9 protein-coding genes are annotated in these 14,245 nt (G+C 64.4%); all 9 read left to right on the plus strand.

Annotated elements, in window-relative coordinates; translation table 11 throughout:
• Window positions 1-85: 85 nt before the first annotated feature.
• On the plus strand, window positions 86-4,231 hold the full coding sequence (gene rpoB / locus LZ686_RS13500; RefSeq protein ID WP_349548124.1) for a DNA-directed RNA polymerase subunit beta: 4,146 nt from the start codon (window positions 86-88) through the stop codon (window positions 4,229-4,231).
• Between the two features lie 52 nt (window positions 4,232-4,283).
• Window positions 4,284-8,522, plus strand: coding sequence for a DNA-directed RNA polymerase subunit beta' (rpoC, locus tag LZ686_RS13505; protein ID WP_349548125.1), 4,239 nt, complete (start codon window positions 4,284-4,286; stop codon window positions 8,520-8,522).
• 114 nt (window positions 8,523-8,636) lie between these two features.
• Entirely contained in the window at window positions 8,637-9,008 is a 372-nt protein-coding gene (locus LZ686_RS13510) for a hypothetical protein (protein ID WP_349548126.1), read from the plus strand.
• Window positions 9,009-9,052: 44 nt separating this feature from the next.
• Window positions 9,053-9,991: a DMT family transporter gene (locus tag LZ686_RS13515; RefSeq protein ID WP_139599500.1), complete on the plus strand. Its 939-nt coding sequence runs from the start codon at window positions 9,053-9,055 to the stop codon at window positions 9,989-9,991.
• Window positions 9,991-10,806 carry a glycosyltransferase gene (locus tag LZ686_RS13520; RefSeq protein WP_349548127.1) on the plus strand — a complete coding sequence of 272 codons (816 nt, stop codon included), beginning with the start codon at window positions 9,991-9,993 and terminating at the stop codon, window positions 10,804-10,806. Before LZ686_RS13515 ends, LZ686_RS13520 begins: the two co-directional genes overlap by 1 nt.
• 255 nt (window positions 10,807-11,061) lie before the next feature.
• Window positions 11,062-11,433 (plus strand): 30S ribosomal protein S12, encoded by a 372-nt coding sequence (gene rpsL / locus LZ686_RS13525; protein ID WP_042252808.1) that lies wholly within the window; start codon window positions 11,062-11,064, stop codon window positions 11,431-11,433.
• Window positions 11,434-11,445: 12 nt separating this feature from the next.
• Window positions 11,446-11,916, plus strand: coding sequence for a 30S ribosomal protein S7 (rpsG, locus tag LZ686_RS13530; RefSeq protein WP_042252807.1), 471 nt, complete (start codon window positions 11,446-11,448; stop codon window positions 11,914-11,916).
• Window positions 11,917-11,934: 18 nt separating this feature from the next.
• Complete coding sequence (gene fusA / locus LZ686_RS13535) at window positions 11,935-14,058, plus strand: elongation factor G (protein ID WP_045981370.1); 2,124 nt, start codon at window positions 11,935-11,937, stop codon at window positions 14,056-14,058.
• A 61-nt stretch (window positions 14,059-14,119) separates the two neighbouring features.
• Window positions 14,120-14,245 (plus strand): GTP-binding protein (locus LZ686_RS13540; protein ID WP_232017738.1); only part of this gene is annotated, 126 nt, incomplete at its 3' end.

A 14,245-nucleotide genomic window follows, 5' to 3' on the forward strand; every position in this document is an offset into this window, starting at 1 on the left:
GAATGGAACCTCACCCCTGCATTCGTAGGTGCGTTCCGGGGGCCCCGACCCGGACGCGCGCGAAGACGAAAGGTGACAAGACCCCATGGCGCAAGCTTATGTCGGCCAAAAGCGGATCCGCCGCTATTATGGCAACATCCGTGAAGTTCTGGAGATGCCGAACCTGATCGAGGTTCAGAAATCCTCCTATGACCTGTTCCTGAACTCGGGCGAGGGCAGCGGTCATAACGATGGTGACGGCATCCAGGGCGTGTTCCAGTCGGTGTTCCCGATCAAGGACTTCAACGAGACGGCCACGCTGGAGTTCGTCAAGTACGAGCTGGAGAAGCCGAAATACGACGTGGACGAGTGTCAGCAGCGCGACATGACCTATGCCGCGCCGCTGAAGGTCACCCTGCGTCTGATCGTGTTCGATGTCGACGAGAACACCGGGGCGAAATCCGTCAAGGACATCAAGGAACAGGACGTTTTCATGGGCGACATGCCCCTGATGACGACGAACGGCACGTTCATCGTGAACGGCACCGAGCGCGTGGTCGTCAGCCAGATGCACCGCAGCCCGGGCGTGTTCTTCGACCATGACCGCGGCAAGACCCATTCCTCGGGCAAACTGCTGTTCGCCTGCCGCATCATTCCCTATCGCGGCTCGTGGCTGGACTTCGAATTCGACGCCAAGGATCTGGTGTTCGCGCGCATCGACCGCCGCCGCAAGCTGCCGGTGACGACGCTGCTCTATGCCCTGGGCATGGATCAGGAAGCGATCATGGACGCGTTCTACGAGACCGTGACCTACTCCCTGCGCCGCGAGGGGCGCGAGCAGGGCTGGGTGACGCGGTTCTTCCCCGAGCGCGTGCGCGGCACCCGGCCTGCCTATGACCTGGTGAACGCCGATACCGGCGAGGTCATCACGAAGGCCGGCGAGAAGGTCACCCCGCGCCTGGTGAAGAAGCTGCTGGAATCCGAAGAGCAGCTGAACCTGTTCGTCCCGTTCGAGCGCATCGTCGGCCGCTTCGTCGCCAAGGACATCGTCAACAACCAGACCGGCTTTATCTATGCCGAGGCCGGCGACGAGATCACCGCGGAATACGACAAGCAGGGCGAGATGACCGGTGGCCTGCTGAAGGTGCTGCTGGACAACGACATCACCGACGTGCCGGTTCTGGACATCGACCACGTCAACGTGGGTCCCTACATCCGCAACACGATGGCGGCTGACAAGAACATGGGCCGCGAAGGCGCGCTGATGGACATCTATCGCGTCATGCGCCCGGGCGAGCCGCCCACCGTCGAGGCCGCGTCGAACCTGTTCAACTCGCTGTTCTTCGACAGCGAGCGTTACGACCTGTCCGCCGTGGGCCGGGTCAAGATGAACATGCGCCTTGATCTGGACGCCCCTGACACGCAGCGCACGCTGCGCCACGAGGACATCGTGTCCTGCATCAGCGGCCTGGTCGAACTGCGCGACGGCAAGGGCGAGATCGACGATATCGACCACCTGGGCAACCGCCGGGTGCGTTCGGTCGGCGAGCTGATGGAGAACCAGTACCGCGTCGGCCTGCTGCGCATGGAGCGTGCCATCCGCGAGCGCATGTCCGGCGTCGAGATCGACACCGTCATGCCGCAGGACCTGATCAACGCGAAACCCGCAGCGGCGGCGGTGCGTGAATTCTTTGGCTCCAGCCAGCTGTCGCAGTTCATGGACCAGACCAACCCGCTGTCCGAAGTGACGCACAAGCGTCGCCTGTCGGCCCTGGGGCCGGGCGGTCTGACGCGCGAACGCGCAGGCTTCGAGGTTCGCGACGTCCACCCGACCCATTACGGCCGGATGTGCCCGATCGAGACGCCGGAAGGCCAGAACATCGGCCTGATCAACAGCCTTGCCACCTTTGCACGGGTGAACAAGTACGGCTTCATCGAGACGCCCTACCGCAAGGTGGTCGACGGTCACGTGACCGATGATGTCGTCTACATGTCCGCGACCGAGGAGATGCGTCACACCGTGGCGCAGGCCAACGCGACCCTGGACGAGAACGGCAACTTCACCGACGAGCTGATCTCGACCCGCCAATCAGGCGACTTCATGCTGAACCCGGTCGATGCGGTCGACCTGATCGACGTGTCGCCCAAGCAGCTGGTTTCGGTCGCCGCGGCGCTGATCCCGTTCCTTGAGAACGACGACGCCAACCGCGCGCTGATGGGCTCGAACATGCAGCGTCAGGCCGTGCCTCTGCTGCGTGCCGAGGCGCCGTTCGTGGGCACCGGCATGGAAGCCACCGTGGCGCGCGATTCGGGCGCCGCGATCATGGCGCGCCGTGGCGGCATCATCGACCAGGTCGATGCGCAGCGGATCGTGGTCCGGGCGACCGAGGACATGGGCGCGGGCGACGCGGGCGTGGACATCTATCGTCTGCGCAAGTTCAAGCGTTCGAACCAGTCCTCGACCATCAACCAGCGCCCGCTGGTGAAGGTCGGAGAGAAGGTCGTGGCCAACCAGGTCATCGCGGACGGTCCCTCGACCGACCAGGGCGAACTGGCGATCGGCCGGAACGTGGTCGTCGCCTTCATGCCGTGGAACGGCTACAACTACGAGGACTCGATCCTGATCTCCGAGCGGATCCACCGCGATGACGTGTTCACCTCGATCCATATCGATGAATACGAGGTTGCGGCCCGCGACACCAAGCTGGGGCCGGAAGAGATCACCCGTGACATCCCGAACGTGGGCGAAGAAGCCCTGCGCAATCTGGATGAAGCCGGCATCGTCTATATCGGCGCCGAATGCGGTCCGGGCGACATCCTGGTGGGCAAGATCACCCCCAAGGGCGAAAGCCCGATGACGCCGGAAGAAAAGCTGCTGCGCGCCATCTTCGGTGAGAAGGCGTCCGACGTCCGCGACACCTCGCTGCGTCTGCCGCCGGGTGCCTATGGCACGATCGTCGAGGTCCGGGTGTTCAACCGCCACGGCGTCGACAAGGACGAGCGTGCCCTGCAGATCGAGCGCGAGGAAGTCGAGCGTCTAGCGCGCGACCGCGACGACGAACAGGGCATTCTGGACCGCAACATCTATGCGCGTCTGAAGACCCTGATCCTGGGCAAGACCGCCCTGAAGGGGCCGAAAGGCATCAAGTCGGGAACCGAGATCACCGAGGAGCTGCTGGGCACCATGTCCCGCGGCCAGTGGTGGCAGCTGGCCGTCAGCGAAGAGGACATCGCCAAGGATGTCGAGGCGCTGAACGGTCAGTACGACACCCAGAAGAAGCTGCTGGAAGCCCGCTTCGAGGACAAGGTCGAGAAGGTCCGTCAGGGCGACGACCTGCCGCCGGGCGTGATGAAGATGGTCAAGGTGTTCGTCGCCGTGAAGCGCAAGCTTCAGGCGGGGGACAAGATGGCCGGTCGTCACGGCAACAAGGGCGTCGTGTCCAAGGTCGTCCCGATGGAGGACATGCCGTTCCTGGCGGACGGTACCCCCGTCGACCTGGTTCTGAACCCCCTTGGCGTGCCGTCGCGCATGAACGTGGGTCAGATCCTGGAGACCCACATGGGTTGGGCCAGCCGTGCCCTGGGCCTCAAGATCGACGAGGCGCTGGAGGATTACCGCCGCAACGGCGACATGACTCCGGTCCGCGAGGCCATGCGCATCGGTTACGGCGACGACCTGTATGCCGACACGTTCGAGGGCATGGAGGACGAACAGCTGCGCGAGCACGCCGACACGGTGCGCACGGGTGTTCCGATCGCGACGCCGGTTTTCGACGGTGCCAAGGAAGCCGATGTCAATGACGCGCTAACCCGTGCCGGTTTCGACACGTCGGGCCAGTCGGTGGTGTTCGATGGCCGTTCGGGCGAACAGTTCGCCCGCAAGGTCACCGTCGGGATGAAGTACGTCCTGAAGCTGCACCACCTTGTCGACGACAAGATGCACGCGCGTTCGACGGGTCCGTACTCGTTGGTCACGCAGCAGCCGTTGGGCGGTAAGGCCCAGTTCGGTGGCCAGCGTCTTGGCGAGATGGAGGTCTGGGCACTGGAAGCCTACGGCGCCGCCTATACGTTGCAGGAAATGCTGACCGTCAAGTCGGACGATGTCGCCGGCCGCACCAAGGTCTACGAGTCCATCGTCAAGGGCGAGGACAACTTCGAGGCTGGTGTGCCGGAATCGTTCAACGTGCTGGTCAAGGAGGTCCGGGGTCTGGGCCTCAACATGGAACTCCTGGATGTGGACGAGGACGAGTGAGGGCAAACGCCCTCACCACCCCTTCCTCCATGCCCTTCATTAGGAATCGAGAATGAACCAGGAACTTGCCACGAACCCCCTGAACCCGCTGGCCCCGCCGCGGCAGTTCAATGAAATCAAGATCTCGCTGGCCTCGCCCGAAGAAATTCTGGCCTGGTCCTTTGGCGAGGTGAAGAAGCCTGAAACCATCAACTACCGCACGTTCAAGCCGGAACGTGACGGCCTGTTCTGCGCGCGCATCTTTGGTCCGATCAAGGATTACGAATGCCTGTGCGGCAAATACAAGCGCATGAAGTATCGCGGCCTGGTCTGCGAAAAATGCGGCGTCGAGGTGACCCTGCAGAAGGTCCGCCGCGAGCGGATGGGTCATATCGAGCTGGCGGCGCCCGTTGCGCACATCTGGTTTCTGAAGTCGCTGCCGTCCCGCATCGGCCTGATGCTGGACATGACGCTGCGCGATCTGGAACGCATTCTGTACTTTGAAAACTATGTCGTCATCGAGCCGGGTCTGACCGACCTGACCTATGGCCAGCTGTTGTCCGAGGAAGAGTTCCTGGACGCGCAGGACAACTTTGGCGCCGACGCCTTCCAAGCGGATATCGGTGCCGAGGCCATCCGCGCGATGCTGGCCAACATCGACCTGGCGGCGACAGCCGACCAGCTGCGCGAGGACCTGAAGGCCGCCACCGGCGAGCTGAAGCCCAAGAAGATCATCAAGCGCCTGAAGATCGTCGAGAGCTTCCTGGAATCGGGCAACCGTCCGGAATGGATGGTCCTGACCGTGATCCCGGTCATTCCGCCGGAACTGCGCCCGCTGGTCCCGCTGGACGGCGGCCGGTTCGCCACGTCGGACCTGAACGACCTGTATCGTCGCGTCATCAACCGCAACAACCGCCTCAAGCGGCTGATCGAGCTGCGTGCGCCCGACATCATCGTGCGCAACGAAAAGCGCATGCTGCAGGAATCGGTCGATGCGCTGTTCGACAACGGCCGTCGCGGCCGCGTCATCACGGGCAACAACCGTCGCCCGCTGAAGTCGCTGTCCGACATGCTGAAGGGCAAGCAGGGCCGCTTCCGCCAGAACCTTCTGGGCAAGCGCGTCGACTTCTCGGGTCGTTCGGTCATCGTGACCGGCCCCGAGCTGAAGCTGCATCAGTGTGGCCTGCCCAAGAAGATGGCCCTGGAGCTGTTCAAGCCGTTCATCTATTCGCGGCTTGAGGCGAAGGGTCTGTCCAGCACCGTCAAGCAGGCCAAGAAGCTGGTCGAGAAGGAGCGCCCCGAAGTCTGGGACATCCTGGACGAGGTCATCCGCGAGCATCCGGTTCTCTTGAACCGTGCGCCCACGCTGCACCGTCTTGGCATCCAGGCGTTCGAGCCGATCCTGATCGAGGGCAAGGCGATCCAGCTGCACCCGCTGGTCTGTTCGGCCTTCAACGCCGACTTCGACGGCGACCAGATGGCCGTGCACGTGCCCCTGTCGCTGGAGGCGCAGCTGGAAGCGCGCGTCCTAATGATGTCGACGAACAACGTGCTGTCGCCCGCCAACGGCGCGCCGATCATCGTGCCGTCGCAGGACATGATTCTGGGCCTGTACTACGTCTCGATGCAGCGTGACGGCATGAAGGGCGAGGGCATGGCCTTTGCCAACATCGACGAGGTCGAGCATGCCCTGGCCGCCGGCGAGGTACATCTGCACGCCAAGATCCAGGCGCGCCTGAAGCAGATCGACCAGAACGGCAACGAGGTCTGGAAGCGTTTCGAGACCACCCCGGGCCGCCTGCGGCTTGGCGGTCTGCTGCCGCTGAACGCCAAGGCGCCTTTCGAACTGGTCAACCGCCTGCTGCGCAAGAAGGACGTGCAGGTCGTCATCGACACCGTCTACCGCTACTGCGGCCAGAAGGAATCGGTGATCTTCTGCGACCAGATCATGGGTCTGGGCTTCCGCGAGGCCTTCCGTGCCGGCATCAGCTTCGGCAAGGACGACATGGTCGTGCCCGACACCAAGTGGACCATCGTCGGCGAGGTCCAGGAGCAGGTGAAGGAGTTCGAACAGCAGTATCTGGACGGCCTGATCACCCAGGGCGAGAAGTACAACAAGGTCGTGGACGCCTGGTCGAAGTGCAACGACCGCGTGACCGAGGCCATGATGTCCACCATCTCGGCCAACAAGCGCGACGAGAACGGCGCCGAGATGGAGCCGAACTCTGTCTACATGATGGCGCATTCCGGTGCGCGGGGTTCGGTCAACCAGATGAAGCAGCTTGGCGGCATGCGGGGCCTGATGGCCAAGCCGTCGGGCGAGATCATCGAGACGCCGATCATCTCGAACTTCAAGGAAGGTCTGACCGTTCTTGAATACTTCAACTCGACCCACGGCGCCCGGAAGGGTCTGTCGGACACCGCGTTGAAGACCGCGAACTCGGGCTATCTGACGCGTCGTCTGGTCGACGTCGCCCAGGACTGCATCATCCGCGAGCATGACTGCGGAACCGAGCGCGCGATCACCGCATCTGCCGCCGTGAACGACGGCGAGGTCATCAGCCCGCTGGCCGAGCGCGTGCTGGGCCGGACCGCGGCCGAGGACGTGTTGGTGCCGGGCGAGGACGAGATCATCGTCCGCGCCAACGAGGTGATCGACGAACGCAAGGCCGACGCCATCGAGGCGGCGGGCGTGCAGTCCGTGCGCATCCGTTCGGCGCTGACCTGTGAATCCGAGGACGGGATCTGCGCGCTGTGCTATGGCCGCGATCTGGCCCGCGGCACGCTGGTCAACATCGGCGAGGCTGTCGGCATCATCGCCGCGCAGTCGATCGGCGAACCGGGCACCCAGCTGACGATGCGGACCTTCCACATCGGCGGCATCGCGCAGGGTGGCCAGCAGTCGTTCCAGGCCGCCTCGCACGAGGGCACGATCGCCTTCCGCAACGAGAGCATCCTGGAAAACGCCAATGGCGAGCAGGTCGTGATGTCGCGCAACATGCAGATCCTGGTCATGGACGACCAGGGGCAGGAGCGCGCCAGCCACAAGCTGTTCTACGGCTCCAAGCTGTTCGTGAAGGAAGGCGAGCGGGTCATCCGCGGCGCGAAGCTGTTCGAATGGGACCCCTATACCCTGCCGATCATCGCGGAGAAGGGCGGCATCGCCAAGTTCGTCGACCTGCTGTCGGGGATCTCGGTCCGCGACGAGACCGACGATGCGACGGGCATGACCCAAAAGATCGTGACCGACTGGCGGTCGGCCCCCAAGGGCAACGACCTCAAGCCCGAGATCATCATCATGGACGCCAACGGCGAACCGGTGCGCAACGACCAGGGCAACCCGGTCAGTTATCCGATGTCTGTGGATGCCGTGCTGTCGATCGAGGACGGCCAGGAGATCAAGCCCGGCGACGTGGTGGCCCGCATCCCGCGCGAAGGCGCGCGGACCAAGGACATCACCGGTGGTCTGCCGCGCGTGGCGGAACTGTTCGAGGCGCGTCGTCCCAAGGATCACGCGATCATCGCCGAGATCGACGGCTATGTCCGCTTCGGCAAGGACTACAAGAACAAGCGCCGCATCACGCTGGAGCCGTCCGAGGAGGGTCTGACCCCCGTCGAGTACATGGTGCCGAAAGGCAAGCACATCCCGGTGCAGGAAGGCGACTTCGTGCAGAAGGGTGACTACATCATGGACGGCAATCCTGCGCCGCATGACATCCTGCGCATCATGGGGATTGAGGCCTTGGCCGACTATCTCATCGACGAGGTGCAGGACGTCTATCGACTGCAGGGCGTGAAGATCAACGACAAGCACATCGAGGTGATCGTTCGCCAGATGCTGCAGAAGATCGAGATCCTGGACGGCGGCGACACCACGCTGCTGAAGGGCGAGAACGTCGAGCGTGACGAGTTCGTCGAGGAGAACGCCAAGATCGAGGCACGCGGCGGACGTCCTGCCACGGGCGAGCCTGTCCTGCTGGGCATCACCAAAGCCAGCCTGCAGACCCGCAGCTTCATCTCGGCCGCCTCCTTCCAGGAGACGACCCGCGTGCTGACCGAGGCTGCCGTCCAAGGCAAGCGCGACAAGCTGGTTGGTCTCAAGGAGAACGTCATCGTGGGCCGCCTGATCCCGGCGGGCACCGGTGGTGCGACCACGCGCGTTCGCCGCATCGCGACCGAACGCGACGCCGAGGTGATCGAGGCACGCCGCGCCGAGGCCGAGGCCGCTGCAGCCCTGGCCGCGCCCGAGCCGTCCTTCGCCACCCCGGCGGCCGATCCGGTGGATCTGCCGCAGGACGGCAGCGACGATTGATCGCGACGCCTGACTGATGATGCAAAGGCCCGGCACCCAGTGCCGGGCCTTTGTCTTTTGGGTTGACCGCCCTTGCGGGCTGCACATACTGCATCTGCCGTTCAAGGAACCGTGATGCGCATGCAAGCCCTGGGTCTGTGCCGTTTCCCCCTGCCGGTGCAGGGCGGGTTGCAGATCGTGGCAGGAGGCGTCCGGGCCCGCATGGGCCGCCATTTCGAACCCCTCACGATGCGGAAGGGCCAGCGTCGTCCGATTGTCGGCATGGCCCAGCCTTCCGTGTGTGACACCGATGGCGGAGTCGGCATTCAAGCCGAACGGGGCCTGTGGCGTCAGCATCCCGTCACTGTCGGCAATGCCAATGCGCGAGTGCCGATCGACTGGTCCAAGGTGCAGCCGACATCCGTGCCCGCACCGCGTCCCGCACGGCCAGGGCGGTTGCGGCACCCGGCGCAGGATGCCGACAGCGGGGATCCTCCGTTGGCCTGAGCCGTCGCCGCAAGCCCCTTGCCATCCTGTTCCGGAAAGCCGCCATGTCCACGCCCCTGATGTCCCCGCTGCGCCGCACGCGGCCCGCCTCGATCCGGCCAGAACCGCTACAACCGGGCGACAACCTGCGCGGGGCAGGGCTGATGACGCTGTCGATGATGGGGTTCACCTGCAACGATGCGATCATCAAGTTCGTGGTCCAGGACATTCCGCTGTACCAGGCGATCACGCTGCGGGGGGTGTTCGTGCTGCTGGCCCTGATGATCCTCGCGCAGCGTGCGGGGGGCCTGCGGCTGCGCATTCCGGCCCCCGCCCGCGCGCCGATGGTCCTGCGGCTGGTCGGAGAGATCGGCTCGACCCTGCTGTTCCTGAACGCGCTGCAGCGCATGGCCATCGGCGACCTGACGGCGGTGATGCAGTCGCTGCCGCTGGTGGTGATGCTGGGGGCGGCGCTGTTCTTCAAGGAGACCCTGGGCTGGCGGCGCATCCTGGCGGTGGGGGTGGGCATGCTGGGTGTGCTGATCATCCTGCGCCCCGGCAGCGGCACGTTCGGCATCTGGTCGCTGGTCGCGCTTGGGGCGATGCTGTTGGTCGCGGTGCGCGACCTGTCGACGCGCCAGTTCGGGCGCGACGTCAGTTCGAACACCATCGCGTTCTATGGCGCGGTGCTGGTCACGCTGACCGGGTTCGTCCTCAGCCTGGGGCAGGGCTGGGTGATGCCGCAGCTGTGGCACCTTGCCCTGCTGGCCCTGGGCAGCGCCTTCCTGACCGTCGGTTACCTGTGCGCCGTGGCCGCCATGCGCGTCGGAGAGATCGCGGCCGTGTCGCCCTTCCGCTATACCTCGCTGCTGATGGCCATCTTTCTGGGACTGGTGATCTTCGGCGACTGGCCGGACCTCTGGACCTGGGTCGGATCGGCCCTTGTCGTGGGGGCGGGCATCTATACCATCTGGCGCGAGGCTCAACTGGGACGGCGGCGCTGATGCGGGTGCAGATGCTGGGACTGTGCCGCTTTTCCTATCTGGGACTGCGCGGCTATCAGGTCGAACATGACAGCATCGCGGCGCGCCGTGCCTATCTGTACGATCCCGACCGGCTGGCTCGGCGCTGGCTGTGGTTCCAGACCGTGGCCCTGCCGGGGTGGCTGGCGCAGACCGATCCTGACTTCACGCTGGTGATCATGACCGGGCCGGACCTGCCCGAGCCCTGGCTGGGCCAGCTGCGCGACCTGTGCGACCGGGTGCCGCAGCTGCGCCTGTCGCTGGTGCCGCCGATGGACTATCACCTGGAGGCCTGTCACGCGGCGGTGGCGCCGCATCTGGACCCGGATGCGCAGGTGATCGGTCATTTCCGCCATGACGACGACGATGCGGTGGCGGTCGATTACATCGCCCGCGCGCGCGCCGATTTCGCGCGCGTCAGCCCGCTGTGGCAGGCCGAGGGCAAGCTGTCGCTGGACTATGGGCGCGGCCTGATCATCGTGGCGCGCGACGGTCAGCTGAAGATCACCCCGCGGATCTGTCACAACATGGGGGTGGCGCTGACCATCTTCCTGGCGCCCGACGCGCCGCGGACGGCGCTGCATTTCAACCACACCAAGCTGGCGCAGTGGATGCCGGGCGTTCAGGTGACGCGACCCCTGATGTTCATCCGCTCGATTCATGCCGACAGCGATTCCGGCGACATGGGGCCGGGCCTGCCCTGGCAGCCCGAGGAGGGCACGATGAACAGGCTGCTGCGCAGCCGTTTCGGCCTGCGCCGGGCGGATCTGGCCGCGCTGGCGCGCAGCCTGGGCTAGGCCGCAGGGGCATGGGGGCTTGTTGACAGGGGCGGGGATTCCCCCTATGACCACGCGACCCGGCGGGAAACCGCATCGGGTGCCAGAACCTGTGAGGTCAGGGTCCGGGCAGAACAGCCTCGATCCTCTGGAATTATGCCCGTCAGCCCTTTATGGGCGGGACGGGCTTGGCATTTTGCGATTCGCGCAGGATGCCGTCGAGAAGCGGCGCAACCGGTGGGTTGCGAGTATTGACAGAGCAAGACGGGGAACCGAATGCCGACGATCCAACAGCTGATCCGCAAGCCGCGGCAGCCGAGAGTGCAGCGGTCTAAATCCATGCACCTTCAGGGCTGCCCGCAGAAACGCGGTGTCTGCACGCGCGTCTACACCACGACGCCGAAGAAGCCGAACTCCGCTATGCGTAAGGTGGCCAAGGTCCGCCTGACGAATGGCTTCGAGGTCATCTCCTACATTCCGGGCGAGAAGCACAACCTGCAGGAACACAGCGTCGTGCTGATCCGCGGCGGCCGCGTCAAAGACCTTCCGGGTGTCCGTTACCACATCCTGCGCGGTGTGCTGGATACCCAGGGCGTCAAAGACCGTCGTCAGCGTCGTTCGAAATACGGCGCGAAGCGTCCGAAGTAAGGAGAGGCATCCATGTCACGTCGTCACGCCGCTGAGAAGCGCGATGTCCTGCCCGACGCCAAGTATGGCGATCGCGTGCTGACCAAATTCATGAACAACCTGATGGTTGACGGCAAGAAGTCGATTGCCGAGCGGATCGTCTACAATGCGCTGGAGCGCGTCGAGACCCGCCTCAAGCGCGAGCCCATCGAGGTCTTCCACGAGGCGCTGGAAAACGTGAAGCCGTCCGTCGAGGTGCGTTCGCGCCGCGTCGGTGGTGCCACGTACCAGGTTCCGGTCGAAGTCCGTCCGATCCGCCGCGAGGCGCTGGCCATCCGCTGGCTGATCACGGCCGCGGCCAAGCGCAACGAGAACACGATGGAAGAGCGCCTTGCGGGCGAGCTGTCCGATGCCGTCAACGGCCGCGGAACCGCCGTCAAGAAGCGCGAAGACACGCACAAGATGGCCGACGCCAACAAGGCGTTCAGCCACTACCGCTGGTAAGGCGAAAGGATCCACTTCATGGCACGCGAATATCAGCTTCCGCGTTATCGCAACTTCGGCATCATGGCCCACATCGATGCCGGCAAGACGACGACGACCGAGCGCATCCTTTACTACACCGGCAAGTCGCACAAGATCGGCGAAGTGCATGACGGCGCTGCGACCATGGACTGGATGGAGCAAGAGCAGGAGCGCGGCATCACGATCACGTCTGCCGCGACCACCACGTTCTGGCAGCGTCAGGAAGACCCCACCACCGAGGGGACTTCGGACACGAAGTACCGCTTCAACATCATCGACACCCCCGGCCACGTGGACTTCACCATCGAGGTCGAGCGTTCGCTGGCGGTTCTGGACGGCGCGATCTGTCTGCTGGACGCCAATGCCGGCGTCGAGCCGCAGACCGAGACCGTCTGGCGTCAGGCCGACCGCTACAAGGTTCCGCGGATCGTGTTCGTCAACAAGATGGACAAGATCGGCGCGGACTTCTTCAACTGCGTCCGCATGATCAAGGACCGCACCGGCGGCATCCCGTGCCCGATCGCCCTGCCGATCGGCGCCGAGGACAAGCTGGAAGGCATCGTCGACCTGATCAAGATGGAAGAATGGGTGTGGGAAGGCGAAGATCTGGGCGCGTCCTGGGTCCGCAAGCCCATCCGTGACGAGCTGAAGGACCTGGCCGACGAGTGGCGCTCGAACATGATCGAGCTGGCCGTCGAGATGGACGACGCCGCCATGGAAGCCTACCTGGAGGGCAACGAGCCCGACGAGGAGACGCTGCGCGCGCTGATCCGCAAGGGCACGCTGTCGCTGTCGTTCTTCCCCGTCACCGCCGGTTCGGCGTTCAAGAACAAGGGCGTGCAGCCCCTGCTGAACGCGGTCATCGACTTCCTGCCGAACCCGCTGGACGTGCCGGCCTACATGGGCTTCACCCCGGGCGACGAGACCGAGACGCGCAACATCGAACGCCGTGCGGACGACGCGATGCCCTTCTCGGGCCTGGCGTTCAAGATCATGAACGACCCGTTCGTCGGCTCGCTGACCTTCACGCGCATCTATTCCGGCGTGATGAAGAAGGGCGATCAGTTGCTGAACGCCACCAAGGGCAAGCGCGAGCGCGTCGGCCGCATGATGATGATGCACTCGATCAACCGCGAGGAGATCGAGGAGGCCTTTGCGGGCGACATCATCGCGCTGGCCGGTCTGAAGGACACCACCACGGGCGACACCCTGTGCGATCCGGCCAAGCCGGTGGTCCTCGAGACCATGACCTTCCCCGAGCCGGTGATCGAGATCGCCGTCGAGCCCAAGTCGAAGGCCGACCAGGAGAAGATGGGCCTGGCCCTTCAGCGCCTGTCGGCGGAAGACCCGTCCTTCCGTGTGGAAACCGATCTTGAATCGGGCCAGACGATCATGAAGGGCATGGGCGAACTTCACCTCGACATCCTGGTCGACCGCATGAAGCGCGAGTTCAAGGTCGAGGCGAATATCGGTGCGCCGCAGGTGGCCTATCGCGAGACCATCTCGCAGTCGGCCGACATCGACTACACGCACAAGAAGCAGACCGGTGGTACGGGCCAGTTCGCCCGAATCAAGCTGACCATCACCCCGACCGAGCCGGGCGAAGGCTATTCGTTCGAATCGAAGATCGTGGGCGGTGCGGTGCCGAAGGAATACATCCCCGGCGTCGAGAAGGGCATCAAGTCCGTCATGGACTCGGGCCCGCTGGCAGGCTTCCCGGTCATCGACTTCAAGGTCGCGCTGACGGACGGTGCGTTCCACGACGTCGACTCCTCGGTCCTGGCGTTCGAGATCGCGGCCCGCGCCGCGATGCGCGAGGGCCTGCGCAAGGCCGGCGCCAAGCTGCTGGAGCCGATCATGAAGGTCGAGGTCGTCACGCCGGAAGAGTATACCGGTTCGATCATCGGTGACCTGACCAGCCGTCGTGGCATGGTCCGGGGGCAGGACAGCCGCGGCAACGCGAACGTCATCGACGCCTTCGTGCCGCTGGCCAACATGTTCGGCTACATCAATAACCTGCGTTCGATGTCGTCCGGCCGTGCTGTGTTCTCGATGCAGTTCGACCACTATGAGGCCGTGCCGCAGAACATCTCGGACGAGATCCAGAAGAAATACGCCTGATCTTGCGGCGGGGCGTCACGCCCCGCCACTTTACAAGCATTGAAGAACAAGGAGCCATTCCATGGCAAAGGCAAAGTTTGAACGGAACAAACCGCACGTCAACATCGGCACGATCGGCCACGTTGACCACGGCAAGACGACGCTGACGGCGGCCATCACGAAGTACTTCGGCGAATTCCGCGCCTAT

Origin of the sequence: Paracoccus sp. NFXS7, assembly GCF_040148865.1 — a bacterium.
GTDB lineage: Bacteria > Pseudomonadota > Alphaproteobacteria > Rhodobacterales > Rhodobacteraceae > Paracoccus > Paracoccus marcusii.

Bases quoted from the DNA above. Each gene is read 5' to 3' on its own strand.
- rpoB (WP_349548124.1), top strand. From the start codon at position 86: ATGGCGCAAGCTTATGTCGGCCAAAAGCGGATCCGCCGCTATTATGGC.
- rpoC (WP_349548125.1), top strand. From the start codon at position 4,284: ATGAACCAGGAACTTGCCACGAACCCCCTGAACCCGCTGGCCCCGCCG.
- LZ686_RS13510 (WP_349548126.1), top strand. From the start codon at position 8,637: ATGCGCATGCAAGCCCTGGGTCTGTGCCGTTTCCCCCTGCCGGTGCAG.
- LZ686_RS13515 (WP_139599500.1), top strand. From the start codon at position 9,053: ATGTCCACGCCCCTGATGTCCCCGCTGCGCCGCACGCGGCCCGCCTCG.
- LZ686_RS13520 (WP_349548127.1), top strand. From the start codon at position 9,991: ATGCGGGTGCAGATGCTGGGACTGTGCCGCTTTTCCTATCTGGGACTG.
- rpsL (WP_042252808.1), top strand. From the start codon at position 11,062: ATGCCGACGATCCAACAGCTGATCCGCAAGCCGCGGCAGCCGAGAGTG.
- rpsG (WP_042252807.1), top strand. From the start codon at position 11,446: ATGTCACGTCGTCACGCCGCTGAGAAGCGCGATGTCCTGCCCGACGCC.
- fusA (WP_045981370.1), top strand. From the start codon at position 11,935: ATGGCACGCGAATATCAGCTTCCGCGTTATCGCAACTTCGGCATCATG.